At 71.9% G+C, this 25,234-nt stretch carries 22 protein-coding genes; 15 read left to right on the top strand and 7 right to left on the bottom strand.

Going from position 1 to position 25,234, the window contains the following annotated elements; all coding sequences use genetic code 11:
* Positions 1 to 47: 47 nt before the first annotated feature.
* Positions 48 to 3,290 carry an NACHT domain-containing protein gene (locus ACFYP4_RS21345; RefSeq protein ID WP_388787088.1) on the bottom strand — a complete coding sequence of 1,081 codons (3,243 nt, stop codon included), beginning with the start codon at positions 3,288 to 3,290 and terminating at the stop codon, positions 48 to 50.
* A 412-nt stretch (positions 3,291 to 3,702) separates the two neighbouring features.
* Here ACFYP4_RS21345 and ACFYP4_RS21350 point away from each other — a divergent pair, with 412 nt between their 5' ends.
* The 3 genes from ACFYP4_RS21350 to ACFYP4_RS21360 all read left to right on the top strand — a co-directional run bounded on the left by ACFYP4_RS21350 (position 3,703) and on the right by ACFYP4_RS21360 (position 7,268).
* Positions 3,703 to 4,488, top strand: coding sequence for an MBL fold metallo-hydrolase (locus tag ACFYP4_RS21350; RefSeq protein ID WP_358854969.1), 786 nt, complete (start codon positions 3,703 to 3,705; stop codon positions 4,486 to 4,488).
* 260 nt (positions 4,489 to 4,748) lie between these two features.
* Positions 4,749 to 5,690 carry a Rieske 2Fe-2S domain-containing protein gene (locus ACFYP4_RS21355; protein WP_388787091.1) on the top strand — a complete coding sequence of 314 codons (942 nt, stop codon included), beginning with the start codon at positions 4,749 to 4,751 and terminating at the stop codon, positions 5,688 to 5,690.
* 273 nt (positions 5,691 to 5,963) lie between these two features.
* Positions 5,964 to 7,268: a phytase gene (locus ACFYP4_RS21360; RefSeq protein WP_388787094.1), complete on the top strand. Its 1,305-nt coding sequence runs from the start codon at positions 5,964 to 5,966 to the stop codon at positions 7,266 to 7,268.
* Positions 7,269 to 7,286: 18 nt separating this feature from the next.
* Here ACFYP4_RS21360 and ACFYP4_RS21365 read toward each other — a convergent pair whose 3' ends face one another.
* Positions 7,287 to 8,102, bottom strand: a complete 816-nt coding sequence (locus tag ACFYP4_RS21365) for an ABC transporter ATP-binding protein (RefSeq protein WP_388787097.1) — start codon at positions 8,100 to 8,102, stop codon at positions 7,287 to 7,289.
* 293 nt (positions 8,103 to 8,395) lie between these two features.
* On the opposite strand from ACFYP4_RS21365, the gene ACFYP4_RS21370 reads away from it, so the two are divergent.
* From ACFYP4_RS21370 to ACFYP4_RS21415, 10 genes are all read left to right on the top strand, one after another.
* Positions 8,396 to 9,229 carry an alpha/beta hydrolase gene (locus tag ACFYP4_RS21370; RefSeq protein ID WP_358854967.1) on the top strand — a complete coding sequence of 278 codons (834 nt, stop codon included), beginning with the start codon at positions 8,396 to 8,398 and terminating at the stop codon, positions 9,227 to 9,229.
* A 112-nt stretch (positions 9,230 to 9,341) separates the two neighbouring features.
* Positions 9,342 to 11,576: an MMPL family transporter gene (locus ACFYP4_RS21375; RefSeq protein ID WP_388787100.1), complete on the top strand. Its 2,235-nt coding sequence runs from the start codon at positions 9,342 to 9,344 to the stop codon at positions 11,574 to 11,576.
* 177 nt (positions 11,577 to 11,753) lie between these two features.
* Complete coding sequence (locus ACFYP4_RS21380) at positions 11,754 to 12,965, top strand: cysteine desulfurase-like protein (protein WP_358854965.1); 1,212 nt, start codon at positions 11,754 to 11,756, stop codon at positions 12,963 to 12,965.
* 146 nt (positions 12,966 to 13,111) lie between these two features.
* Positions 13,112 to 13,981: a YihY/virulence factor BrkB family protein gene (locus tag ACFYP4_RS21385; protein WP_358854964.1), complete on the top strand. Its 870-nt coding sequence runs from the start codon at positions 13,112 to 13,114 to the stop codon at positions 13,979 to 13,981.
* Positions 13,982 to 14,035: 54 nt separating this feature from the next.
* Positions 14,036 to 14,563 carry a GNAT family N-acetyltransferase gene (locus tag ACFYP4_RS21390; protein ID WP_388787104.1) on the top strand — a complete coding sequence of 176 codons (528 nt, stop codon included), beginning with the start codon at positions 14,036 to 14,038 and terminating at the stop codon, positions 14,561 to 14,563.
* A 67-nt stretch (positions 14,564 to 14,630) separates the two neighbouring features.
* A complete protein-coding gene (locus ACFYP4_RS21395) occupies positions 14,631 to 16,133 on the top strand; it encodes an ABC transporter substrate-binding protein (RefSeq protein ID WP_358854962.1) in 1,503 nt (500 codons plus the stop codon).
* A gap of 3 nt (positions 16,134 to 16,136) precedes the next feature.
* Entirely contained in the window at positions 16,137 to 17,957 is a 1,821-nt protein-coding gene (locus tag ACFYP4_RS21400; protein WP_358854961.1) for an ABC transporter permease subunit, read from the top strand.
* Positions 17,958 to 18,065: 108 nt separating this feature from the next.
* Positions 18,066 to 18,236, top strand: coding sequence for a hypothetical protein (locus ACFYP4_RS21405; protein ID WP_183117244.1), 171 nt, complete (start codon positions 18,066 to 18,068; stop codon positions 18,234 to 18,236).
* Between the two features lie 441 nt (positions 18,237 to 18,677).
* Entirely contained in the window at positions 18,678 to 19,043 is a 366-nt protein-coding gene (locus ACFYP4_RS21410) for a PRC-barrel domain containing protein (RefSeq protein WP_358854960.1), read from the top strand.
* A gap of 131 nt (positions 19,044 to 19,174) precedes the next feature.
* The gene (locus tag ACFYP4_RS21415; protein ID WP_358854959.1) at positions 19,175 to 19,546 is read left to right on the top strand and encodes an STAS domain-containing protein; all 372 of its coding nucleotides are present in this window, start codon (positions 19,175 to 19,177) and stop codon (positions 19,544 to 19,546) included.
* Between the two features lie 137 nt (positions 19,547 to 19,683).
* On the opposite strand, the gene ACFYP4_RS21420 is transcribed toward ACFYP4_RS21415, so the two are convergent.
* Positions 19,684 to 20,250 carry a DUF6328 family protein gene (locus ACFYP4_RS21420; RefSeq protein WP_388787604.1) on the bottom strand — a complete coding sequence of 189 codons (567 nt, stop codon included), beginning with the start codon at positions 20,248 to 20,250 and terminating at the stop codon, positions 19,684 to 19,686.
* A gap of 334 nt (positions 20,251 to 20,584) precedes the next feature.
* On the opposite strand from ACFYP4_RS21420, the gene ACFYP4_RS21425 reads away from it, so the two are divergent.
* Complete coding sequence (locus ACFYP4_RS21425) at positions 20,585 to 21,007, top strand: ATP-binding protein (RefSeq protein ID WP_388787110.1); 423 nt, start codon at positions 20,585 to 20,587, stop codon at positions 21,005 to 21,007.
* 172 nt (positions 21,008 to 21,179) lie between these two features.
* Here the strand turns inward: ACFYP4_RS21425 and ACFYP4_RS21430 are convergent, their stop codons facing one another.
* The 4 genes from ACFYP4_RS21430 to ACFYP4_RS21445 form a co-directional block, all read right to left on the bottom strand.
* On the bottom strand, positions 21,180 to 21,995 hold the full coding sequence (locus ACFYP4_RS21430) for a BlaI/MecI/CopY family transcriptional regulator (RefSeq protein WP_388787114.1): 816 nt from the start codon (positions 21,993 to 21,995) through the stop codon (positions 21,180 to 21,182).
* A gap of 666 nt (positions 21,996 to 22,661) precedes the next feature.
* A complete protein-coding gene (locus ACFYP4_RS21435; RefSeq protein WP_358854955.1) occupies positions 22,662 to 23,471 on the bottom strand; it encodes an SDR family oxidoreductase in 810 nt (269 codons plus the stop codon).
* Positions 23,472 to 23,760: 289 nt separating this feature from the next.
* Positions 23,761 to 24,045 carry a DUF5133 domain-containing protein gene (locus ACFYP4_RS21440; RefSeq protein WP_358854954.1) on the bottom strand — a complete coding sequence of 95 codons (285 nt, stop codon included), beginning with the start codon at positions 24,043 to 24,045 and terminating at the stop codon, positions 23,761 to 23,763.
* Between the two features lie 180 nt (positions 24,046 to 24,225).
* Entirely contained in the window at positions 24,226 to 24,564 is a 339-nt protein-coding gene (locus ACFYP4_RS21445) for a DUF6233 domain-containing protein (protein WP_358854953.1), read from the bottom strand.
* 409 nt (positions 24,565 to 24,973) lie between these two features.
* Between ACFYP4_RS21445 and ACFYP4_RS21450 the strand changes: the two genes are divergently transcribed.
* Entirely contained in the window at positions 24,974 to 25,141 is a 168-nt protein-coding gene (locus tag ACFYP4_RS21450) for a hypothetical protein (protein WP_358854952.1), read from the top strand.
* The last annotated feature ends 93 nt before the right edge of the window (positions 25,142 to 25,234 follow it).

Below are 25,234 nucleotides of genomic sequence, written 5' to 3' on the forward strand. Positions count from 1 at the left end.
CACGCCTCAGGGTGACCGTGTTCCCGGGGTGGTGCTCCGCCGACTCATCAGCCGTCCACCGACCGGCGCGCGCGGGCGAGGACGTCCGCGGGGACGGCACTCAGGTCGTCATCGGACATGACGGACAGGAGCCGTGCGGTTTCCGGGCCGAGTTCGCGTGCGAAGTGCTCGTCGGTGGACCACAGGGTGAACAGCCGGGCCGGATGAGCGCGTGCGAGCGCCTCGGTGCAGGCGCGAGTCCCCCGGCGCAGCGCCTCGTCGGAGGTGTGCGTGCGCAGGGCGGTCACCCCTGCCGTCACCCCTCGTGCGAGTCCTTCGGTGTCGAGCTGTTCCAGGTCCGGCGTTTCGAGCACCGTGGCCACCACGGCGGCCGAGAGCCGGGCGGCATCGGAGGCCAACTGGCCGAGCACGAGCCGTGCGACCTGTCGGCGGGAGTCCTCGTCCAGCGCGCACCACGGTTCGAGGAAGGCGGCACAGTGGACGTAGAGCGCGGCGAGTTCGTGCTCCGGGGTGTCCAGCCCGCCCGCGAGCCACAGGGCGGTGAGGCCGCCGGCGACCGAGGTGGCCGTACCCTCCTCGGAGCCGACGAAGGTGGTGACGGCCAAGCCCAGCCGCCGGAACAGCGGGTCGACGGCGTGCAGGACGACGCCGTCGTTGGTACCGGCCGACACCGCCATCTTGTGCCGGATCGAGTCCGGGTAGGGGCGCGCCCAGCTGATCGACCGGTTGCGGTGTTCGCTGCCCGGCGGTCGCCCGTAGAGCCAGTAGGCGTCCACCGGCTCGGGGGAGTCGAGCAGGTCGTGCGCCGGGCGTACGTCGAGGTCGCGCCGGTTCCCGGCCCATATGCGGCGCAGGCTCAGGGCCAGCGCGAACTCGGTCCACTCCGGTTCCGTGAAGGCCGCCCGCCACAGAAGCACCCGCCGGTGCCAGACGCCCGCGGGATCGTCGGCACCCGGGAACAGCTCGCTCGCCCTGCGCCCGCCGGTCACCAGAAGCGTCAGCACCAGCAGGTTCGCCTCGTATACACCGTGACGGGACGACGTGGCCCGAAGGGCCGGGCGGTAGTCGGCGAAGCGGTGCTCGGTCCGGGTGCGGTGGTCGGCCATGACGGTGACCAGGAGACCGCCGAGCCGCTCCCGGTTCTCCTGGGGGATCCGCCTGATCCGCGCGCCGACGAACCGCAGCATCTGACGTGCGGAGAGGGGAGCGTAGGAGAGAAGGACGTACATCAGGTCGTCGTCGACGGACGACCGGCCCAGAGTCAGTGCCGGGCGCTGGCTCAGCAGCCCTTCCAGCAGCTGCACCGCGAGCCGGGCGGCGAGGTACTCGCCGAAGGTGGCGTGCAGGAACTCGTACGTCGCCAGCCGCCGGTCGTCGCGGACGGCCTGCGCCCGCTGGACGAAGAAGAACCGGCCCAGCGCGATCTCGCCCTGGTCCAGTGGGGCGCGGAAGCCGTCGCGGACGGGTTCGGGGCGCCCCAGGAGCGCTGCCAGATCCTGCTCCGCCTCCGTCGCGGTGATCCACTGGCGCCGCCGGTTGAGCATGCCGAACGAGATCAGCGACAGGCGCTGCAGTTCCTGCTCGGCGCGTCCGCCCAGTTCTCCGTCCTGCCAGGCGGCGGCCGCCTTGCCGACCTCGCGGATCGCGAAGGAGACCAGCAACTCCTCGTACAGCTGCGCTTCTTCGAGGGGATCGTCGTCCCGGACCCGTTGCAGGGCGTTGTCCGCGGCGTCGTACAGGGCGAGCATCAGCAGGAGCAGCGGCTGGGAGGCGAGGACCTGGTGGCGTACGGCCACCTCCGCGGGCAGGGCCCGCAGGCCGCGCTCGGCGAGATAGGGCGCGTTGAGGTCGTTCCAGAGGTCGAGCCAACGTCCGATCTGGCGTCGCCGGAAGGGCTCCAGGCGCAGCGCCACCGCGCCGTCGGGGTAGCGCGCCCGGTCCGCGACCGCCGTCCGGCTGGTCACCAGGGCGAACACCGGCCGGCCCTGGTCCGCCTCGCGCTCCTGGAAGCGGGCCACCCGCACCAGGAAGTCGGACTGGCTGACACCGGTGGCCTGCAGCAGTTCGTCGAAGCCGTCGAAGAGCAGCACCGGAACGGCACCGTCGGCGGCGCGCACCAGCTCGGGCCACGAGACGCGCTCTCCGGTCGCGGTGCGGACCGCGGCCTCGATCTGGTCCTGGACCTCCACGTCGCCGGGCACATCCCGGAGCACGATCCGCACCGGCAGGAACCCGGCCGCGGGCAGCCGGGCGGCGAGGATCTTCGTCAGGACGGACTTGCCCGCGCCCGGCTGGCCGAGGATGACCACCGGGGCGGTCGTCGAGGCGAGGGAGGTGAGGACACCGGCGAGGTACTCGGTCAGGTCGGACCGTACCGCCTGGGCTTCCCACCAGTCCTCCTCCGCCGGACCGTGGGTGCCCGCCAGCACGGCCCGGACCCTGAAGTCGGGGTCGACGTAGCCCTCGCCGAGGGTGGGCAGGACGATGCCCGCGGGGGACTGCCCGTCGGAGAGGATCGGGCGGTCCAGTGAGGCCCGGTAGCCGCGTACGAGCGCTTCGGCGGCATGGGTGAGCGGGCTCGGGGAGGTCAGTCCCACCAGGGCCGTCTCGATGCCGGCGAGAGCCTGGCGCAGGGAGAAGCGGGTGGCCTGGTGCTCCACCTGGCCGGACCAGTAGCCGAACTCCGGCACGTCTTGGGCGAGTTGCGCATACAGCTCCTCATACCGTGCGACGGCCGGTGCGTGCAGTCGGCCCACCTCACTCCGGAGCGTCGCGCGCCGCGTGTCGTCGAGCTGGTCCCACAGGGCCAGTCCCTGGACGAACCGCAGGAGTTGCCCCGCCCGGCCGGCGTACCAGGTGTGGAGCTCGGCGACGACGAGCTCGTGCGGCTGGTGCGGTGCGGGTTGCGGTGTTCCGGAGTTCAGCAGTGACGCCACGAGGTCGCGGCCGTCCGTGCCGTCACCGGTGATCGCGAGCTGCTCCTGCCGGGTCAGCTCCCACTCGGCCAAGGAAAACGGGAGTTCCAGCTCCGCGAGTGCCTCGAAGAATGCGGTGGTCACCAGCACGGCGTGTCCGGCGGCCAGTCGTTGCGTGCGTGTGGCGCGGTTCCCCGTTCCACGGCTGTCCCTGAGTCCCGCGATGAGGTCACGTCCTACCCGCAGTACGCGGCCCTGCACGTCCAGGACGGTGAGGACCGTGTCGCTGAGCCCGCCCGTGGCCGCGGAGAGGACACCGCCGAGTGCGCGGTCGGCCGCGACCAGAGCGTCGCCGTCGCCGGTGAGAATGGCCACCGCGTCCCTGTAGCTGAGCAGTTGACGTCCGCGCACTCGTCCCCCCGGGCCTTGCTTCGGCACGTTTCAGGTCCGGTCTACCATGCGCCCCGCCCTCATTGGTCGTTGCTTCGCACTGGGGGCAGCCCGGCACGCCGACCGTGCCTCCAGTTCCCTTCGTGCGGGGTCCGCCCACTCCACCATCGACGTCGTCATCTCCGTCCGCCGCTGCCGGGACGGCGGCGATGATCTGCCCACCGCCGTCCGCGGACCGGATCGCCCGGCAACAGCGGCGCGATCCCGCCCCACATCGCATGAAGGGTCGCAGGTGTGCTCGATCCGCGGGGGGCCGGGAGTGGTACTCACGTTTTCCCCGCTCGATGACGGGGACCCGGCACGAGACGACCTTCCGCGGCTGCGGGGAGTGGGCATCATGGCCGAGCTGACCTTCATCGGTACCGCGACGGTGTTGCTGCGGTTCGGGCCCTTCACGGTTCTTACGGACCCGAACTTCCTCCACAGGGGCCAGTTCGCCTATCTCGGCAAGGGGATCGTCAGCCGTCGGCTGACCGAGCCGACTCCGGGCATCGACGACCTCCCCGCACTCGACTGCATTGTTCTGTCCCATATGCACGGTGACCACTGGGACCGCGTGGCCAAGCGGAGACTAAACCGCGACACCCGCATCCTCACCACGCCGAAGGCGGCCCGGGCCCTGCACCGGCAGAAGTTCGCCGGAGCAGAAGGACTGCGGACGTGGCAGACCGCCGAGTTGGAGAAGGACGGCCACGTACTCACTCTCACCGCCGTTCCCGCCAGCCACGCGAGAGGCAGCGCCCGCGTGCTGCTGCCGCCGGTGATGGGCAGCGTTCTTGAGCACAGGGAGCCGAACGGCGCTCTCGCGACCCGTCTCTACGTCACCGGCGACACCCTGCTGATCGACGACCTGCGCGAGCTACCGCGGCGCTTTCCCGATCTCGACGTGGCTGTCGTGCACCTGGGCGGAACGACGCTGCCCGGCGGCCTGGTCGTCACCATGGACGGACGAGAAGGCGCCGAGCTGGTCGAACTGCTCCGGCCTCGTTGTGTGGTGCCGGTGCACTATGACGACTACGGCGTTTTCAAGTCACCGCTGTCGGACTTCCTGGAACAGGTGGAACGCCGCGGGCTGGCCCGTCTGGTGCGGGTGGTGCGTCGGGGCGCCACCTGTGCCCTGTAGGCCCGGCCGCTCCCCGTCAGCGGTTCAGCAGCATGAGAAGGATGACGGTCGCCACCGCACTGATGAGCAGGGAACCCAGGCAGCCGACGCGGTTGCTGAAGAAGAACATGTCCCCCGGGTACCCCCTGCACGCCTGATGATCGCATTTTCATGAGAAGAGGGCGTGGAGTCTCCTCGCGTGCCTGCGATTGCGGCGAGCTGCCGCGCAGAGCGTCTCGTCGTCCCGTTTGCCGTCTTCACAGATGGAGACCCGCTTGCGTATGAGTACCACGCACAGCCGCCCCGTGATGCGGCAGAACCGGGCCCTGTGGCTGCTGGACCGCCTGGAGCGGGACCCGCGGGCCGACGGGGTGATCGATGCCCTCCGCCGAGGCGTACGGTCCCTGCCACTGGGGCCCGGCCGTGATGCGCTGCACGGCCGCTGGCTGGGACACCCGGTGCATCCGCTGATGGTGCAGGTACCGATCGGCAGCTGGCTGTCGGCGGCGGTACTGGACCTGCGCCCGGGTTCCTCCCGTGGGGCGGATCTGCTGGTCGGTGTCGGACTGGCCGCAGCCGTGCCTGCGGCGCTGGCCGGTGCCGTCGACTGGGCGGAGCTGCACCCCCAGCAGCAGCGCGTCGGCCTGGTGCACGCCGCTTCCCACGCGGTGGGCGTCGCCCTGTACGCCGCCTCGCTCGCATGCCGGATCAAGGGGCGTCCCGCAGCGGGCCGGACGTACGGCTTCCTGGGCCTCACGGCCGTCGGGCTCGGCGGCATGCTCGGCGGGCACATGGCCTACCGGCAGGCCTCGGGCGCCAACCACGCCGAGGAGGTCCCGCACGTCGTCTCGGCCGGCTGGCACCGCATCGGTGCCGTCGAGGAGTTCCCGGCCGGTGAACCGGTACGGCGCAGCGTGGACGACGTCCCGATCCTGGTGGTGCGCGAGACCGGCGGGACGATTCACGCGCTGGCCGAGCGGTGCAGTCACCTGGCGGGACCGCTGTCCGAGGGCACCGTCGCCGACGGATGCGTGGAGTGCCCCTGGCACGGCAGCGTCTTCCGGCTCTCCGACGGCTGGAACGTCCGCGGCCCCGCCACCGCTCCCCAGCCCGCCTTCGACACCCGGATCGTGGAGGGGCACGTCGAGATCCGCCTGCGCATGCAGGACCAGGAGGAGCCCCCCGACGACAAGCGGACGGACGCCCCTGGACACGACGGCTGACACCGGCCCCAGGCCGCCCCCCGGGCTCACCGGCGGGGAGAACTGGGCCAGCTCAGCGGAGACTTGGGCGGGGTTGACCTCGGTGGCGAGCGCCCTCGGTCGGCGGGGTCCGGTGGTGTGTGGCCCATTCCGGGGCACCGCCTCGCGGGGGTACCTTCACGTTCTGTACATGCCCACTTCGCGCGCGTGACGTCCGGGGGCCGTTGCACGCTTCCAAGATCGCGAAGTCGAGTGTCCTCGACTGTCCTGTTCTTGACGAAAGAGAGCTGTCGCGTGACCAGGTCCCGGCCCATCCGTCCGGTCTTCCTCGCCCTGTCCACCGTGTTCGTCGCCTTCGGCGCGACCCTGCCCGCGCAGGCGGACAGCGACGGCGGAACACTGCCCGCGATCACGCCCACGGCGGAGACTCCCGCCCTGTACGACGACGAGGCCGGGGGCGACGCCAACGCGGACGACCCCGCCATCTGGCGCAACAACGCACAGCCGGGCCGCAGTCTGGTGATCGCCACCGCCAAGGAGGGCGGTCTGCGCGTCTACGACCTGGACGCCCGCCCCGTGCAGTCCGTCCCGGCGCCGCCGGTGCAGTCGCCCGACGACGCCCCAGGGCGCTTCAACAACGTCGACCTCGTCAGCGGCCTGAAGCTTTCCTCCGGGAGGGCCGATCTCGCTGTCACCAGCGACCGCGGACACGACCGGCTCCGCTTCTACCGCATCGACCGCGACGCCCCCGGCGGCCCCCTCAAGGACGTCACCGCCCCGGACGCGCCGCCCGTCTTCTCCGCGGACCAGGCCGAGATCAACGACCAGCGCACGGCGTACGGCCTGGCCACCTGGACCGACCGGAGGACCGGGCGCTCCTACGCACTCGTCAGCCGCCGCGAACGCACCTCCGTCGCCCTGCTGGAGCTCACCCCGAAGTCCGGGGGCACGGTCGGCTACCGCAAGGTGCGCACCCTCGACCTGCCGTCGTCCTTCCGGCTGCCCGACGGAACCTCCTGGTCGCCCTGTGGGGAGCCCGGCGAACTGTCCCAGGTCGAGGGCATGGTCGTCGACCCGGCCGACGGCGTGCTGTACGCGGGGCAGGAGGACGTCGGCATCTGGCGCGTGCCCGCCGACCTCACGGGCACCCCGGTCCTCGTCGAGAAGGTCCGTGAGTACGGCGTACCCGGCACGTACGACGAAGCCACCGAGGAGTGCACCGCGGGCGCCGATCCCGGCTTCGGCGGCACCCGGCTGACCGCGGACGTCGAGGGCCTGACGCTCCTGACCGAGTCCGACGGCGACGGCTACCTCCTCGCGTCGAGCCAGGGCGACAACACCTTCGCCGCCTACGACCGCGAAGTCGAGGACGACAACGAGTACGAGGGCGGCTTCCGGGTCGCCGCCGCCACGAGGGAGCTGGACGGCTCCGAGCAGTGCGACGGCGCCGCCGTGCTGAACGCGGCCCTCGGCTCGAAGTACCCGAACGGACTGCTGGTCGTCCAGGACGGCGAGGAGACCCCCGCCGTCGGCGAACGCGAGGCGACCGGCTTCAAGTTCGTCGACCTGAAAAAGGTCAAGGACAGTCTCGACGACTGAGGCCCCCGGCAGCACCCGTCAGGCCGCCCGGCCGGAGCGCGCCGTCCAGCGCCCGCCGTGGCGGCCGACCTCGATCGGGCGGCCGAAGCAGGCCGTCAGCCGGGCCCCGGTCAGCACGTCCGCGACCGGGCCCGACGCCTGGATCCGTCCCTCGCGGAGCAGCAGGGCGTGCCCGATCGCGGGGGACAGCTCCTCCAGATGGTGCGTGACGGTGATCGTCGTCAGCCCGGGCCGGCCGTCGGCGAGCCGGCGCATCGAGTCGATGAGATCCTCACGGGAGGGCAGGTCCAGCGCGTTGAACGGCTCGTCGAGGAGCAGCAGCGCGGGGTCGGCCATGAGCGCGCGGGCGATGAGGATCCGCGCCCGCTGTCCGCCGGAGCACACGCCGTACGGCCGCTCGGCGAGTTCCTTGACGTCCAGTTCGGCCATCAGCGCCTGCGCACGGTCCCGCACCTCGGCGCCGTACATCCGCCACAGCGGCTGCACGGTGCCGCTGTGCCCGGTGAGCACCACGGTGAGCCCGGGCGCGTCCTGCGGCACGCGCTGCGCCGGGGACACCAGGCCGATGTGCGCACGCAGTTCCCGTACGTCGACCCTGCCGAGCCGGTGCCCCAGTACCTCGACCGTGCCGGTGGTGGGATGCATCAGCGCGCCGATCAGCCGCAGCAGGGTGGTCTTGCCCGCCCCGTTGGCTCCGAGCAGCGCCCAGTGCTCACCGGAACGCACCCGCCAGTCGACACCGTCGAGAATGACCTGATCCGTGGTGAGGCGGCGCACGCTCACCTTGTCGAGGGCGGCGACGATCCGCCCGTTGTCCGTGGTGTGCACGCTCACCCTCGGTCCTCCCCGTACCGTGCGGGTCGCCGGCCGCCCAGCCGGTGAGCGGCGGTCCCAGGGGGCGGATCCCCCGCGCGCCAGGGTAGCTGTGTGCTGCACATACCAGTCGTGGCGTCCGCTCCTCGGACGGCGGCGCCGCCCCGGGAGGGCGAAGGCCCGCGGGAGAGCGAGGGCGCCGTCCGCGGGTGGCACGGCGGGCGCGCCGCGCCACCCGTCGCTACGATGGGAGTGATCTTCGCGCGCCTTCCCGGCCCGCCGCCGAGGGGGCCCACCCGAGGCAGGAGGCCGCCGTGCGCACGGTCGCGGTGAAGTCCGTACAGCTGGCGGGAGGGCTACTGCTGCCGTACGCGGAGGCGGGCCGTCCCGACGGCGTCCCCGTGGTTTTCGTGCACGGCATCGGGGACTCCTGGTGGACGTTCGAGCCCTTGCTCAGGCAGCTTCCAGCGGCGCTGCACGCCTTCGCCCCCACCCAGCGGGGACACGGCGACGCCGAACGGCCCGCGGACGGCTACCGCCCGGAGGACTTCGCCCGCGACCTGGTGCGGTTCCTCGACGCCGCCGGGATCGAACGCGCCGTCCTCGCCGGAGCGTCCAGCGGCGGGGTGCCCGCCCGGATGGTCGCGGGCAGCCACCCGGACCGCGTCGCGGGGCTGGTGCTGATGGGCGTACCGGCCGTGCTCGACGACAAACCCCGCCTGGCGGCGTTGTGGGAGAGCGTCCGGGAACTGCGGAATCCGGTGCCGCGTTCCTTCGTCGAGGATCTGCTCGACGGCATGGTGAACCGGCCCGTGGGGCGCGGATTCATGGCGACGATGACCGAGGAGAGCCTCAAACCGCCCGCGTACGTGTGGCGCGAGACGCTGCGCGGCCTGCTGGAGACGGACCTCGCGGCGACCCTGCGGGGAATCCTCGTCCCGACCCTGCTGCTCTGGGGCGACCGGGACGGCTTCCTGTCCCGCGCCGACCAGCAGCTCATCCTGGACACGATCCCCGGCTCGACCCTGGTCGTCCACGAAGGCTCCGGCCATCTCCTGTACTGGGAGCAGCCCGAGCGCGTCCTCCAGGACATCGCCGGATTCGCCGCGCAGGTCGTGCCCCGAGGGCCCCGAGGGCCCCGGCGGTGATGCCTCTCGGGGCGGCGGGACGCGGGGGAGCGGCGGCGCGGGCTGCGGATGACGTCGTGATCAGCGCGACGTTCAATGAGTGGGTCGGAGGCGTCGTACGGAGGAGCAGCCCATGCCGGCCACCCGATCCACCCCGGCAGGCGGACGAGTACGGGCCGGGAGGCTGCGCCGGCTGGGGGAGTGGTGCGCCCGGCACTTCGCGGTCGTCATCGCGGCCTGGCTGGTCGCCGTCGTCGCCCTCCAGGTGCTCGACCGCTCGTTCGGCGGGGACTACTCGGACAATTTCTCGCTCTCCGGCGTCCAGTCGCAGCAAGGCCTGGACGTCCTCGAGAAGCACGACCCGGCGGCCGGCGGCTACAGCGGCCAGATCGTCCTGCACGACACCAAGACACCGCTGACCTCGCTCGGACCGCAGATGAACCAGACCGTCACCGATCTGGGGAAGCTGCCGCACGTGCTGTCGGCGCAGAACCCGCTGCCGCCGCCCGGGACCCCGCCGCCGTCCTCCCCGCAGAACGTGGGACCGTTGTCCGGCGACGCGAAGACCGGCTACATCACCGTCCGCTTCGACGTCCAGCCCGCCACGCTCGGCGACGCCTATCTCACCGGCGTCGACACCGCCGTGCAGCCGCTGCGGGCTGCCGGCGTCGACGTCGACTACGGCGGCCCGCTCGGCGAACTGGCCCGGCCGGCGGCGGACGACCGCGTCAGCGAGCTGATCGGATTCGCGGTGGCGATCGTCGTACTGCTGGTGGGCTTCGGCAGTGTCCTGGCGGCGGGCATTCCGCTGCTGACCGCCCTGATCAGCGTCGTGGGCGGCCTGGCCTGCCTCGGACTGCTGGCCGCCGCGTTCACCTTCGCCACGGTGTCACCGACGCTGGCCACGATGATCGGGCTCGGCGTCGGCATCGACTACGCGCTGTTCCTCATCACTCGGCACCGGCAGCACCTCGTCGACGGCGCCGACCCGGTCACGGCGGCGGGCCGGGCCACCGCCACCAGCGGCCGGGCCGTGCTGGTGTCCGGCTGCACCGTGATCATCGCGCTCGCCGGACTGTCCGTCTCCGGCGTCGGTTTCATCGCCCGACTCGGGGTCGCCGCGGCTGTGACGGTCGTCTCGGCGGTCGTCGGCGCGCTCACCCTGGTCCCCGCTCTGCTGGGACTCCTCGGCCGCCGCATCGACCGCTACCGGGTGCGCCGCCCCGTCGCGGAGACCGACTCGGTCGCGGGCGAACCGGTCCAGGGGACCTGGCACCGCTACGCGCAGCGCGTCCAGCGGCGTCCCTGGTGGTTCCTGGCCGGCGGAGTCCTCGTGGTGCTGGTGCTCGCGATTCCGCTGTTGTCCATCCAGCTCGGCCACATCGGCGACGGCGCGGACCCGAAGTCGTTCACCGACCGGCGGGCCTACGACACCATGGCGCAGGCCTTCGGCCCCGGTTCCAACGGCCCGCTCACCGTCGTCATCGACCAGAGCGCCGTGCCCGCCGGCCAGCGTTCCGCACTCGCCTCGCAGGCGCAGACGTCGCTCGCCGGCGTACCGGGCGCGGCCACGGTCACGCCGCTGACCGCCACCAAGGACGGGGACGTCCTGGTGGGCACCGTCTTCTCCGCGGAGGCCGCGCAGAGCTCGGTGACCACCGACCTGACGAACCGCCTGGTCGACCAGACCCTGCCGCAGGCCGTGTCCGGCACCGGCGCCAAGGGCTACGTCACCGGGACCACGGCCGCTCAGGTCGACTTCCGTGACATCGTCGCCGGCCGTCTCCCGCTGATCATCGCGGTGGTGGTCGCGCTCGCCTTCCTCGTCATCCTGATCGTCTTCCGCGGACTGCTGGTCGCGCTCAAGGCGGCGGTGCTCAACGTGCTGTCCATCGCCGCCTCGTACGGCGTCGTCGTCGCCGTCTTCCAGTGGGGCTGGGGCGGGCCCGCCCTGGGGGTGTCGGGCAAGGTGCCGATCGAGAGCTACGTGCCGATGATGATGTTCGCCATCATCTTCGGACTGAGCATGGACTACGAGATCTTCCTGCTGTCCCGCGTCCACGAGGCGTGGCTGCGCACCGGGGACGCGGGCGCGAGCGTGGCGCACGCCCTGGAGATCACCGCCCGTGTCATCACCTGTGCGGCCCTGATCATGGTGAGTGTGTTCGCCGCGTTCATCGTGAGCGACAACATCGTGGTGAAGATGCTGGGTCTGGGGCTCGCCGTGAGCGTGCTGATCGACGCGACCGTCGTACGGCTGCTTCTCGTCCCCGCCGTGATGACACTTCTGGGCAGTCGCGCCTGGTGGACGCCGCGGTGGCTGGACCGCGTGCTGCCGCACGTCGACCCGGAGGGCGAGCCGGGCTGAACCGGGGGCGCCGCCCGCGCGCTCGCGGTCGGCCCTCGTCCCGGCTCGCTCCGACGCCCTGCGATGATCGACGGCAGCACTTGTTGGCAGCCGTTCGCAACCGTCGGACGGGCCGCGTCCCCACCACCCGGCGACGGGTGGCGTCCGGACGCGGTCGCGTCCCGTGAGGAGTCCCAGGTGACGTACGACGTCGGCGCGTTGCGCGCGCAATTTCCCGCCCTGCGCGCCGGAACCGCGCACTTCGACGGGCCGGGCGGCACCCAGACGCCGACCCCGGTGATCACCGCCATCGCGGACGCCCTCGGCAACCCCCTGTCGATCCGCGGGACCACGGTGCCGGGTGAGGTGAACGCCGAGACGGCCGTGCGGGAGTTCCGGCAGGCCATGGCGGACCTGCTGGGCGCCGAGCCCGGCGGGATCGTCTTCGGACGCAGCGCCACCCAGTTGACGTACGACTTCGCGCGCACGCTCGCCGCGACCTGGCAGCCGGGCGACGAGGTCGTGGTCAGCCGCCTGGACCACGACGCCAACATCCGCCCGTGGGTTCAGGCCGCGGAGCGCACCGGTGTCCTGGTCCGGTGGGCGGACTTCGACCCCGCCACCGGGGAGCTGCCCGTGTCCGCCGTCGGTGACCTGCTCTCGGAGCGGACCCGGCTCGTGGCGGTCACCGCCGCCTCCAACCTGATCGGCACCCGTCCGGCCGTCGCGGAAATGGCCCGCCTGGTCCACCGGACCGGCGCGCTCTTCTTCCTCGACGGGGTCCACTACGCCGCGCACGACTTCGTGGACGTGACGGAACTGGGCGCGGACTTCTTCGTCTGCTCGCCCTACAAGTTCTTCGGTCCCCATCACGGAGTGCTCGCCGCCCGCCCCGAACTGCTTCAGACGCTGCGGCCGGACAAGCTGCTGCCGTCCACGGACGCGGTTCCGGAGCGTTTCGAACTCGGCACGCTGCCCTACGAGATCCTGGCCGGCACCCGGGCCGCCGTCGACTTCCTCGCCGGACTCGCTCCCGGGACCGGCGGGACGGGCGGGCGGCGGGAGCGCCTGCGGGCCGCGTTCGCCGCCGTCGGCCGCCACGAGGGCGCGCTGCGCGAGCGGCTGGAAGGGGCGCTCGCCGGGCTGGAGGGCGTCACCGTCCACTCCAGGGCGGCCGACCGCACGCCCACTCTGCTGGTCACCTTCGACGGCCGGCCGGCGGCGGACGCGTACCGTTTCCTCGCCGGGCTGGGCGTGCACGCGCCCGCCGGATCCTTCTACGCGCTGGAGGCCTCGCGGCACCTGGGTCTGGGCGAGCCGGGCGGTCTGCGTCTCGGCCTCTCCCCGTACAACGACACGAGCGACGTCGACCGGGTCGCGGAGGGCCTCGCCGACTTCCTGAAGTCGTAAGTGTCCCGAGCGCCCATGCGCGGTATTCGTGGGTACTAGGCCCTGTCCGGCAATGCCCTTGTCGCCCGGAGGGCGGCGTCGCGGGGCAGACGGGAACTGCCGGACAGGCCCCGGCCCCGCAGCGGTGTGCACCCACAGGAGGACGCGTGACCCTGCCCACGAGTGCGACGGATGTGCCGGGATGGACGCGGCTGAGAGCGGTGTGGCCGACGGCCGCGCGGCGGGTTCCCGCGGCGATGTGGAACGACAACGTGTCCGACTGGGCGGCGGCACTGACCTACTACGCCGTCCTCGCGCTCGTGCCCGCGCTGCTCGTGACCGTCTCGCTCATCGGTCTGGTCAGCCCGGACCTGACCGACCGGCTCATCGAGCACGTGACGACCTGGGCCCCCGCGGAGTCCGGTGCCCAACTGCACAGTGCGCTTCGGGACATGGCCGACGAGCGTTCCGCCGCCCTGACCGTGGCCGTGGCGGGCGGGGTCGCCTCGCTGTGGTCGGCCTCCAGCTATCTCGCCGTGTTCCGGCGTGCCCTGCACACGATGCACGGGATCCCCGACCAGCGTCCCCTCATGCGCCGGCTGCCCCGGATCGTGCTGACCGCCCTGACCCTGCTCGCCCTGCTCGTCGCGAGCGCGTTCGCCCTGGTGCTGACCGGACCGCTCGCCGAGGGGATCGGCGAACGAAGCGGCACCGGCGGGACCGCCGCGGCCACCTGGTTTCTGCTGCGCTGGCCCGCACTGGTGTGTCTGGTGGCGCTGCTGGTCGTCGTGCTGTTCCGCAGCGGGCCGCCGGTGGCACGGCAGCGGCGGCACGCCCTGCCCGGGGGAGTCGTGGCCGCGGTGCTGTGGCTGATCGCCTCGGCGTGCTTCTCCCTCTACGCCTCCGGCATCGGAAGCTACGGACGGCTCTACGGTTCGCTGGCCGGCGTCGTCGTCTTCCTCATCTGGCTGTGGGTGTCCCACCTCGCCCTGCTGGCCGGGGCGCAGTTCGCGGTCGAGGTCAGCCGCATGCCGTAGACGGCCCCGTCTCGTGGCGCCGGGCCGTCGCTGCTTAATGCATATGATGTGCAAGTGCGTGACTATTGCATAAGAACGGCGATCCCCGGCGACCTCGACGACGCGCGCGCCGTGATGCTCGACACCGTCTACCGCGACTTCGGCACCGGGTACGTGCCCCGCTGGCACGGCGACATCATCGACCTCCAGGGCGCCTACGTCGCTCCCGCCCGGCACACCCTGCTGGTCGCCGTCGACCAGCGGGACGGCGCGGTCGTCGCCACCGCCGCGCTCGACGCACGGGGACCGGCCCATCCGCCCAACCCCCGCTGGCTCGTGGAGCGCTACCCCTCGGGAGAGACGGCGCAGCTGCGCAGGGTGTACGTACGCCCGGGGCACCGGAGGCGGGGGCTGGCCCGGCGGCTGGTCGGTGAACTGCTCGGCTTCGCCGCCCGGGACGGCGGCTACCGGGCCGTGTACCTGCACACCGATCCGTCCGTGCCGGGCGCCGAGCAGTTCTGGCGTTCGCTCGGCAAGGTCGTGTGCGACGAGCGCGAACAACCGGGCGGCCAGAGCGTCCTGCATGTCGAAGTTCCGGCGTAAGTGAAAACGATTGTCATGTAGCCTGTCGTGGTGATCTCCCTTCCGCCCCCTGCGAAGAACGAGGAACATGCGCTCCGCCTCCCGTCGACGACTCGTCACCACTCTGCTGCTCGCCCCCTTTCTCTCCGGCTGCTTCGCCTCCGACGGCGGTTCGTCGGCGGACTCGCCGCACGGCTCCTCGGCAGGCGACCGGCTGCGCGTCGCCCTCGCCTTCCCGCCCACCCAGAACCTCTCGCCGTACGGAGCCGACGCGACGCTGCTCAGCCGGCTCGGCGTGACGGAGGGACTGACGACACTGGACGCCAACGGCGCGGCGGCGCCCGCGCTCGCCGAGTCCTGGAGACGCACGGGCGAGCGGAGTTGGGAGTTCACGCTGCGCGAGGCGACGTTCCAGGACGGAACTGACGTCACCGCTTCCGCCGTCGCCGCCGCGCTCACCCGGGCCACCCGCGCCACACCCGAACCCGCCGCTCTCACGGGTGTCGGCCTCACGGCGGCGGCGCGGGGCGACCGGCGGGTGAGAGTGGTCACCGCCGCCCCCGACTCCGTACTCCCCTTGCGGCTGTCGAGCCCCTCCCTGGCTGTGTTCTCGGCCGGGGCCTACCGTGAGCGGGGCACCGTCGACCCGGCCGGGACCGCGACGGGCCCCTTCGAACTCAAGGGCGTCACCGGCACCACGGCCGCGACCCTCGACCGCTTCGACGACTACTGGGGCGGCCGGGCCCACGCATCGGGCGTCGACGCCCGGTTCATACCCGACGGAACAGCCCGGACGAACGCCCTGCGCACCGGAGTCGTGGACATCGCCGAAGCGCTTCCGGTCTCGCAGGTCGCCGCGCTGGACGAGGGGAACCGCCGCGAGACCGCCACCACACGCACCACGAGCCTGTCGCTCAACACCCGGTCCGGCCCGTTCAGGGATCCGGGGACGCGCGCCGCGGCACGGCAGGCGATCGACACCTCCGTACTCGCCGACGACGTGTACGAGGGGTACGCGGACCCCGGCGCCGGCCTCTTCGGGCCCGCCCTGACCTGGGCGGCGGACCAGCGCGTCACGCCGACCGGGCGGACCGCGGCGGCACGTGCCGCGGGGAGGCTCACCCTGGCCACGTACGACAACCGGCCCGAACTGCCCGAAGTGGCACAGGTGCTGAAGCAACAGCTGGAGAAGGCCGGCTTCCGGGTGCGGCTCCAGGTCCGCGAGTACTCACGTCTCGAGAGCGACGTACTGGCCGGGAGGTTCGACGCGTTCGTCTCCGCCCGCAACACCATGCTCGACACCGGTGACCCCGTGTCGATCCTCGCCGCCGACTACACCTGCGACGGCGACTACAACCTCGCGCTGCTCTGCGACAAGAAGGTGGACCGCGCCGTCGCACGGGCCGAGGACATCGCCGACACCACGAAGCGGCGGAGCGCGGTCATGGCCGCCGAGGCGGCCGTCCTCGGCACCGACGCGGTCGTGCCGCTGGTGCACCAGCGGATCGTCACCGGTGTGGCGGACCCCGTGCGCGGCGTGCTCCTCGACCCCTACGAGCGCAACCTCGTCGGCACGGGAACACGGCGCTGACCGATGAAGAGGTTCGTGCGGGGTGACGCTCCCGTACTGCTCTGGCGCATCACCCTCGTCGCCGCCATGCTGTGCGGGATCGGCCTGCTGCCCTGGCTCTCCCGCACCGACCCCGCCCTCACCGTCCTCAGGGCACGGTCCGCCGAACGCACCCCCACGGCCGAGGTGCTGGCCGCCGTACGGGAAGAACTCGGCCTGGACGCGGGGCCCTCGCACCTGCTGGGGGAGTGGCTCCAAGGCCTGCCGCACGGCGACGCCGGCCGCTCCTGGATCTCCGGCAGCGAGGTGACACCGTCCGTCGTACAGGCTCTCGGCGTGTCCCTGCTGCTGATGGCGGGCGCTGTCACGGCCGCCGCCCTCACGGCGGCGGCGGTCTGCGCCCCGACCCTGCGGCGCGGCGCGGGACACCGGCCCACCGGCCGCCGCGCGAGGGGCGGTGCGACCGCCGTGGCGGCCGCACTGCCCGAATTCCTGATCGCCTCGGTGCTGGCCACCGTGGTCGGCGTCCAGCTCGGCTGGCTGCCCGCCCTTGGCTGGTACGGGCCGCAGTGCATGGTGCTGCCCGCACTCGCTCTCGGTCTGCCCGCCGGCGCGCTGCTCGGCCGACTGCTCGACGACATGCTGCCCGGCGCCTTCGCCGAACCGTGGGCCCTGGCGGCCGCCGCCCGCGGCATACCGGGCCGCCGCATCGCCCGGCAGGCGCTGCGCCGCAGCGTTCCCGGGCTGTTGCCGAACGCGGGACTGTTCGTGGTCGGACTGACCGGAGGCTCGGTGGCGGTGGAGCAGATCTTCGACATCCCCGGACTCGGCCGCAGCACGCTCCAGGCCGCGCTGGCCCAGGACCTTCCCGTCCTCCAGGCCGGCACCCTCGCCCTCGTCCTGCTCGCCGCGGCCGCCGGTGTGCTCGTCCGGACGGCCGTCCGTCTCCTGACCGGCCCCGCACTGCGGGACGGCGCGCTGCCACCCCTGCCCGGTGCTACCCGTTGCGCCCCTCGCCGGCTCCCCCTGCTGTACGCAGCCGCACTCCTCGCCGTCATCGCACTCGGCGCACCCCGCGACCCACTCGCCCTGAACACCACCCGCCGCCTCCAACCCCCCTCCTGGACACACCCGTTCGGCACCGACGCACTGGGCCGCGACCTCCTGGCGCGCGTCGCGCACGGTGCCTTCACCACACTCGCGCTCGCCCTGGTCATCAGCGCCGCCGCCCTGCTGGCCGGTGTGCTGCTCGGGCTGCTGCCCCGTCTTTCCGGGCCGCTCGTCGACACCGTGAACGCCGTCCCGCCCGTCCTCGCCGGACTCCTGGTCGCCGGTGCGGCGGGCGGCGGGCGCGCGACCCCCGCACTCGCGGTGGCTGCCGTCGCCTGGGCCCCGCTCGCGGCGCACACCAGCGCCCTGATACGGCAGGAGCGGGCCGCCCTTCACCTGCTGGCGACCCGGAGCCTCGGCGCGGGACCGCTCTTCCTGCTGCGGCACGAACTGCTGCCCGCCGTCCTGCCGCCCGTCATCCGCCACGCGCTGCTGCGCCTGCCCGGCGTCGCTCTCGCCCTGGCCGCCCTGGGCTTCCTGGGCCTCGGGGCCCAACCCCCCGCTCCCGAATGGGGCCTGCTGCTCGCCGAGAACCAGCCGTACGCCGAGCGCGCCCCATGGGCGGTCCTCGCTCCCGCCGCCGCCCTCGCCCTGCTCGGGGCGCTGGCGGTGACCGCGGCCGACGGGGTCCGGTGGCCGCGGCCGAGACGGCGCGGGCCGCGGCCGGAGTGGCCCGACCCGGCCCGCGTGTCCGTCGCGCCGCCTTCCCGCGGCCGTTCCGTCCGGCATCCGTAGGGGTGTTCCGGGGAAACGCGCGAGGCCGCCCGAACCCTCTCTCGTTGGGCCGTGTCGGCCGTCGACTTGGGGGCATGCGGACTTCACCACATCGACAAAGGAGATCTCATGCTCGGCATCGTGGCAGCGGTCCTGTTCTTCATCGCGTTTCTGATCAACGCGGCTGACATCTCGACGAACGACGTGTTCACCTCGACCAACTTCATGCTCATCGGACTCGCGCTGCTCGCCCTTCATGTCGCGGGGATCGGCAGCGGCTGGTCGAGCCGCAGACGCTGATGTGGCGAGGCGGCGGAGTGCGGCGGTGACGCCGTGCTCCGCCGCTTTGCTGTGCGCGGGGTCCGACAGCCGTTCATCGGGGGCTCCCGGGACCGACGTTCGGGCATGCGTCGGCCAGTGACCGCACGTACGGCGACCATTGACCCTGTCGTGGGACGAGTTGCGCGGTGTGACTTGCAGAGGTGAGGCCCGACAGGAGAAGGTTGCCGGAGGGAAACAGTTCTCGTCGCCGGGAAGGTGATGGGTCCGGGCCCCGTGCCGGCCGCGTCCACGGGCGCCGGCCGGAAGGCGGAAGGCTGCCGAATGCGGCCCCGTTCGGGGGGTATGGGCTGCTGTGGAGCGCGACGGGAGCGGCATACCGCGTCTCGCCCGCCTGGTAACTCCGCACCGGACAAGGCTCGTTGACCGGCCGCACCGAGGGTGCGGACAGAGAGGAGCAGTGTGATCACCGACAGAATCTGGTCGTACCCGCCGCAGTGCGGTCACTCGGAAGGGCGCGAACTCACGGGATACGTCGTCGAGGCGACCGACGGGACGATAGGGCACGTGGACCGGCAGGCCGACGACTCCGGGACGCGGCATCTGATCGTGGACACCGGTGTGTGGGTGTTCGGGAAGAGCGTCCTGGTGCCGGCCGGCATCGTCACCGGAATCGACACCCAGGCGCAGAAGATCACCGTGGCGTGCACCAGGGACGAGGTCAAGTCCGCCCCCCTGTTCAAGACCGACCGGGAGACCCTGGACCCCGGATACCTGGGCCGGGTGGGCAGCTACTACGAGAGCCTGCCGCCCAGGCAGCCGGCCTGACCGGCACCGGGCTTCGTCCAGGGCGACGCATCCGTGGACCCTCCGGGCCCGCAAGGAACACGGGCCCCCTGATGTCCCGGTGCCCGCCCGGAGAAGTGCCCGAGCGCCACAAGAACGGAAAGAGTGTGCCGATGTCCGACGAGTTGGAGGCCACCGTCACGCACGGTTCGGCCCAGGACTCCTTCGTCGTGCGGGTGGGCGGCGACATCGACTACGCGAGCGCGTCCCGGCTGGAGGACGCCCTGGACCTCGCGCACCGAGTGGGTGCCCCACGCGCGATCGTCGATCTCTCCGGCACGGACTTCGCCGACTCGTCGATCCTGCACGTCCTGCTCGCGGCACAGCGCGCCCACCGGGCCCGCGGCATGCTCATGGTCGTCGCGGGCCCCTTCAGCGAGACCGTCAGCAGGCTCTTCGACGTGACGGGGACCGCGGGCTTCTTCGTGCTGGCCGACAGTGTGCAGGCGGCCATGGACCTCCCCCTCCACAGGGACGGACACTGAGGCCGACCCCTCCCGCGACAGCCCCGGGACATCACCATGGAGCGGTGCCCCGGGGGCAGGAGGTTAGCGGCCCCAGCCTGTCGGCAGCGGGCCGCGGAACCAGGCGCGGACAACGCGGACGCGTCCGTGACGTCCCGTCACTGCGCGCTGTCCTCGGTCCTGTTGGAACGCCGCCTGAGTATCCAGGGCAGGATGTACCAGCAGAACGCGAACCACAGCATGACGGCGCCCGCGAGGAATTCGGCGAGCAGGCTCGGCAGGACCACGTGCAGAATGAGGAGCACGGTGCAGCTGATGGTGAGCGCCAGGAAGACGATGCCGCACATCATCAGGCGCCCGGCGGCGACGACGAGTTCGTCCTTCATCCGCTGGCCCGAGAGGAAGCGGTGGATCGAGACCGGTGCTATGAGGGCGCCGGTCGCGGCGGCGCCCAGGATCACGGTCACGACGTAGACCGTGCGGTCGAACGTGCCCAGCTCCTTGAACAGCGACGTGAAGGCGACACTCAGCAGGAAGCCGAACAGGATCTGCACACCGGTCTGCGCGACCCGCGTCTCCTGAAGGATCTCGTTCCACCGCCGGTTGACGCGCTCCTGCTCCGACTCCCCGGTGTCGGAGTCGTTCCCGTTCTGCCGGCTCTGCGCAGCTCGCTCGGCCGCCTCGTCCGCGGCCTGAGATCTCTGATCCGTCACACTCAAGGCAATGCTCCTCTCCCCTGGCCCCTGATCGGGCCTCCGGCTCCTTGTACCCGCCAAACGCCTGATCACGACCTGACCAGGCGACTTGCCCTGCCTGCGCGTACGGGGGACGAGCCGGGCCGCCGTGGCCGATGCCCTGCGGGGCGCCCCGGTCCGGGCCGTCACGTCCGGCCGCTCGGGGGCCGGTGGATTCTTCCCGGAGTCGTCACTTCCCGCCCGACCGCCCGAGTGTTCCGCCGCGTATCGCGGGTAGACGCGCTGAGTCGGACGGACCGAAGGTGACAGTCCGGGCAAGGGGACCGTGATGGTGGAAGCTGTAGCTGGCGAGGGTGACGCGGACATGGTTCTGCCGGGAGCGCTGCCGTGGGCCGGAGCCGTCTATGACGGTGCCTCCGAGTCGGCCGGGGAGGCCCGGCACTTCGCCGCCGATTTCATGGAGCGGTTGCAGCGGGCGTACCGCCTCGTGCTGTCCACCAAGGGGATCGGTGCGGTGCAGCTCGTCGTCAGCGAGCTGGTCACGAACGTCTGCAAGCACGCACCGGGGCCCTGCGCCCTCGACCTGGTCCTGATCGACCGGTCCCTGGAGATCAGGGTGTGGGACAGCAGCTTCGACGTGCCCGTCGCCCAGGCTCCCGACCCCGGCCGGGTCGGGCGGCACGGCCTGGAGATCGTGACGGCGCTGTGCGGCGCGATAGACGTACGGCGCGAACCGGTCGGCAAGCGGGTCAAGGTACGCATTCCCCTGGTCGGCGCGCCGGCCTAGGGCCTGTCGTTTGGATCAGGCCGGCTGTGACCGACGGTTCGTCCTGACCGGCCGGACCCGCCTGTCACCCCGAGGGGCACCTGTGCCGGAACAGGGCCCCTCGACGAGCGATCCGTCCGCCTCCCGGCGGGCCGCTCCTTCGTCGAAGCGGCGGTGAGCCACCGGCGGACACTCAGCCGGCAGCGGGCTCCTGCTGCGCGTCGTCCTTGGCGGGCTCGGACGTGGTCGTGGCGGTGTAGAAGACGGACGAACCCTGCTTGCTGCGGTGGGCATGGCTCTTGGCGACAAGACCTTCGAGGGTGGTGCGCACGACCGTGGTCTTGATGCTGCGGTCCGGGTGGGCCTGCGTCAGCGCGGAGGTGACCTCGGCGGCGGAGCGCGGCTCCTTCTGCTCCTCGAGGTGGCCACGGATCAGCTCGACGAGGGTCGGCTTCGCGGCACTCTTGTCGGTCTTCTCGGGAGCGGAAGCCGCGCTCTTCGCGGTCGGCTTGGCGGCCTGCTTGGCGGCCGGCTTCGCGGCCGAGGAGGTCTTGGTGGCGGAGGCCGGCTTCGCGGCCGAGTCCGTCTTCTTGGCCGCGGTGGCCGCCGTGGCCGCAGTGGACTTGGTGGCCGTGGTCGCCTTGGTGGCGGGCTTCCTGGCCGCCGTCTTCCTGGTGCTAGCGGAGACGGCCTTCTTCGCCTTGCTCTGCTTCGGCGCGGACTTGCCCGGCTTGGCCTCGGCGGCCGTGGCCTGGTGAGGCACGGTCGGTGTGGCCCTGATGTCCAGCTGCGCGGCCGACTCGGCCGCCGCGATGTTTCCGGCACTCAGCGCCTGCTGCATCGTCACCAGCACGGTGTGGTCGTGCTGCAGCGCGCGCAGTTGCTCCTGCAGCGCCTCGATCTCGGTGCTGATGCGCTCCTGCTCCTTGGCGTTGCGCTCGAGGTCGCTCGTCACCTGGGCGATGTACTGCGAGGTCAGTTCGGTGGAGGGAGCCTGGGTGTCGGGCATGTCAGCGGCCTTTCTCGAATTCGCGGCCGCGGCGGTGAAAGGAAGTGCGCCCGGCTCGCGAAGGGACGGAGGATGTCTCCCGTTTGCGATGACTGGATCGGCTGCAGTCGCAACTACTGCGGCTACTACCAGCCTAGAGATAGTACGCATGACTGGAACCGAATGTTCCTGTCGAGGGATGCCCAACTCGATTCGCCGCGCCCTCAAGCGAGGTGGCGACGGCGGTACGTGAGGTCGTCACCGGCAGGGTGAGCCGACTTGCCCCACCCTCCCATGTGCCGCTCTGACCTGCGAAGTCAGGCATTCCGAGGGGCAGTCGGTCATATTCCGTTCGCAAAGCCCGAGGTGGGACGGGCATGGGGTCAGTGACTGCCTGAGGTGAACAGAAGTACCCATGCCGAAGCGGCATTCCCACACTCGGGACGAGAGCATGCGAAAGGCGCACCTTCCTCCCGTCGGCATCCCAAGTCGCCGGGTGTACCGACGTCACTGAAGTCGGCGGGGGAAGCTGCGCCCATGCTCTCCGACCGAGGAGGTGAGCCAGCAAGTCGGTTGTGTAGCAAGCGAGTTGAGAAACACGACCGATGGCTCATGGTGTCGCGTGGGCCGGAGACCTCGAACTCCGGCTGTCCCAGTCGGCCGCAGAGCGCGGCCGGCCGTCAGGCTTCAGGGGCGCCGCCAGTCGTCGCTCTCGAGATGCGAGCCGGCCTGTGGGCCCATGCGTACCATCCCGCCGTCCGCGACCCAGGACGCACCGGTGACGTACGAGGCGTCGGGTCCGGCGAGGAAGGCGATCACCGCGGCCACCTCGCGCGCGTCTCCGGGGCGGCCCAGGGGGATACCGGGGCGGCGCTCGGTGTGCACGTCGGTGTCCTCCTGCCCGGTCATGGGTGTGGCGATCTCCCCGGGCGCCACCGCGTTGACGGTGATGCCGTACTCACCGAGCTCCAGTGCCATCACCTGGGTGAGCAGCCCGAGGCCGCCCTTGGCCGCGCAGTAGGGGGCGGCGCCGACCCGGGGCTGGTGCTCGTGCACGGAGGTGACGTTGACGATGCGGCCGCCGTCACCCTGTCCGATCATGAGGCGGGCCGCGCGCTGCCCGCACAGGAAGGGACCCACCAGGTCGACGTCGAGGACACGGCGTACGTCCTGGAGCTTCAGGTCGAGGAAGGGCGTGGCGGTGCCGGTGCCCGCGTTGTTCACCAGTACGTCGAGGCGGCCCAGCCGGGCGGCCAGCTCGTCGATCGTGTCGGCGGCCCCGGGCAGCCGGGTGAGATCGAGCTGTGCCACTTCCGCGCGTCGGCCGTGGCCGCGCACCTCGGCGGCCGTCCGCTCGGCGCCTTCTTCGTCGCTGTGCCACGTGATACCGACGTCCATGCCCGCCTCGGCCAGTCGGACGGCGGTGGCCCGGCCGATACCGGAATCGGCGCCGGTGACGATCGCCGTCCTGGCGGGGGAAGGGGTGGGCGCACTCATTGCTGCCTCCTCGGGGCCGTGAGCGACATGCCGCGGTGCCTGTCGCGAACCGCTTGTGCCCCGGCCGTACGCGCTGTTACGGAACGGGGTGTCGCAGTACCCGGGGGAGTGGTGGTGAAACGGGGCCCCTCGGGTGCCGGGCGCTGCCGCCCCGGTAGTCGAGACTGCTCGTCGCCGTACGCGAGAAAGAGGTGGGGCACGGAACCGTCGGGCTCCGTGCCCCACCTCTTCGGGGGTGTTCCGCAGTCGGCGCCGTGTGCCCCGCCGGGATGCCGCGAGGTCCAGGGGGCTAGAGAGCGGCCAGCTGCCCGTGGTCGGCGGTGTACGCGTCCGCCGTGTCGTAGGGGGCGGGCGTGGCGCGGGAGTCGTCGAAGGTGCGGGCCCCGAGCAGCCGGTTCCGGGCGGCGACGAGGGCGGAGTCGATGTCGCGCGTGCCGGTGGCGACGCACAGGGTGTAGGTGACATCGTCGACGCGCCGGCGTGCCTCCTCGTTGCCGTCCTCGGCGTGGAGTGCGCTGAGGGCTTCGTACTGGGAGATGAGGTCGGCCAGAACGGCGGGGTGGGCCATCAGCATGGCGTTCTCCTTCGCAACTGCGCCTGGACAGGCGGTTCCGCGGTGGGGGCACAGCCCGTTTACCCCGGCCGCTCCCCCTCACTCGCCTCACTTTTCACGCCTCCCGGCACTGCAGCACCGCCGCCCCCGCCCTGCGGAACCGACGGCCGGGGCGCGGGCGGCCGGCCTCGCCGACCGGCGTCAGTCGAGGATGCCGAGCCGGTGCTCGGGTTCGCAGTGGGTGCAGGCACGCAGGCCTGACGCGAGCAACCGGCGCGCCTCCTCGCGGCCGACGGGGCGGCGCCGCTTGCCGGCCGCGTAACAGTCCCCGGCGTGGAGCTCCACGGGCAGCCGTCCGTCGCCGATGCCCAGCTCGACGATCCAGTCCGGGGCCGGGGGCCGGTTCCGGCGCCCCTGTTCCTGCTCGGCCTCCTTCCGGCGGACAGCCGCGATCTTGCGGTCGATGCGCTCCAGCCACATGGCGTGCCAGACCCGCAGGGTCAGCAGGCGCCCCAGGTCGGGCGGCAGGTCATCGAACATACATCCGATTGTGACGCGTGGCGGCCCGGTTTGGCCAACCACGGTCCGACCGGCGCGGCTGTTCTCCGCCGGGGCCGAACGTCCGGTCGATCACCTGGTCCCGCATCAGCGTCTCCGGTTCCGCGTCCGACATCGGGTGCGGGGTGCTGGCCGGAACTTGTCTCGCTCCGAGTCGTACGGGAGGCGCCCGAAAAGATCGAACGGTCGGCCTGTGCGAATTCCGATCAAGAAAGATACCGGGCTGAACGCCGGATCGGCCGGGGTGTCCTCGGGCGGCGAAAGATCGATTCCGCGTGATAAGCCATGCGGTATCCCGCTGATTCCAGCATGTCCTGATCAGGACTTATCGCCCCTGTTTTCTTCTGCTTCAGTAGAACGCGTTGTGTCCCGTACCCATGGAGGAGGCCACATGGCCGAAGTCAGGAAGGTCGTCCGACCCGCGGTCACCGCGTCGTCGCGGCCCTGCGCGTTCGTCTCGCCGGACAAGGGCAACGCGCCGACCATCACGCCCGTCCGCAAGCAGGCGGAGGCCGACACCGCCCCTGTCGAGCAGCGGAAAGAGCCCACCTCGGCCTAGGCTCCGAGGCTGATCCGGGCTCCGCCCGGCCGGCCGGGCCCCGGGCCGTCGCGCGGACCGAACCCGAGGGCAGGGTCGGTCCGCGTCCCGAGG

It is taken from the genome of Streptomyces sp. NPDC005551, assembly GCF_042871785.1.
Lineage (GTDB): Bacteria > Actinomycetota > Actinomycetes > Streptomycetales > Streptomycetaceae > Streptomyces.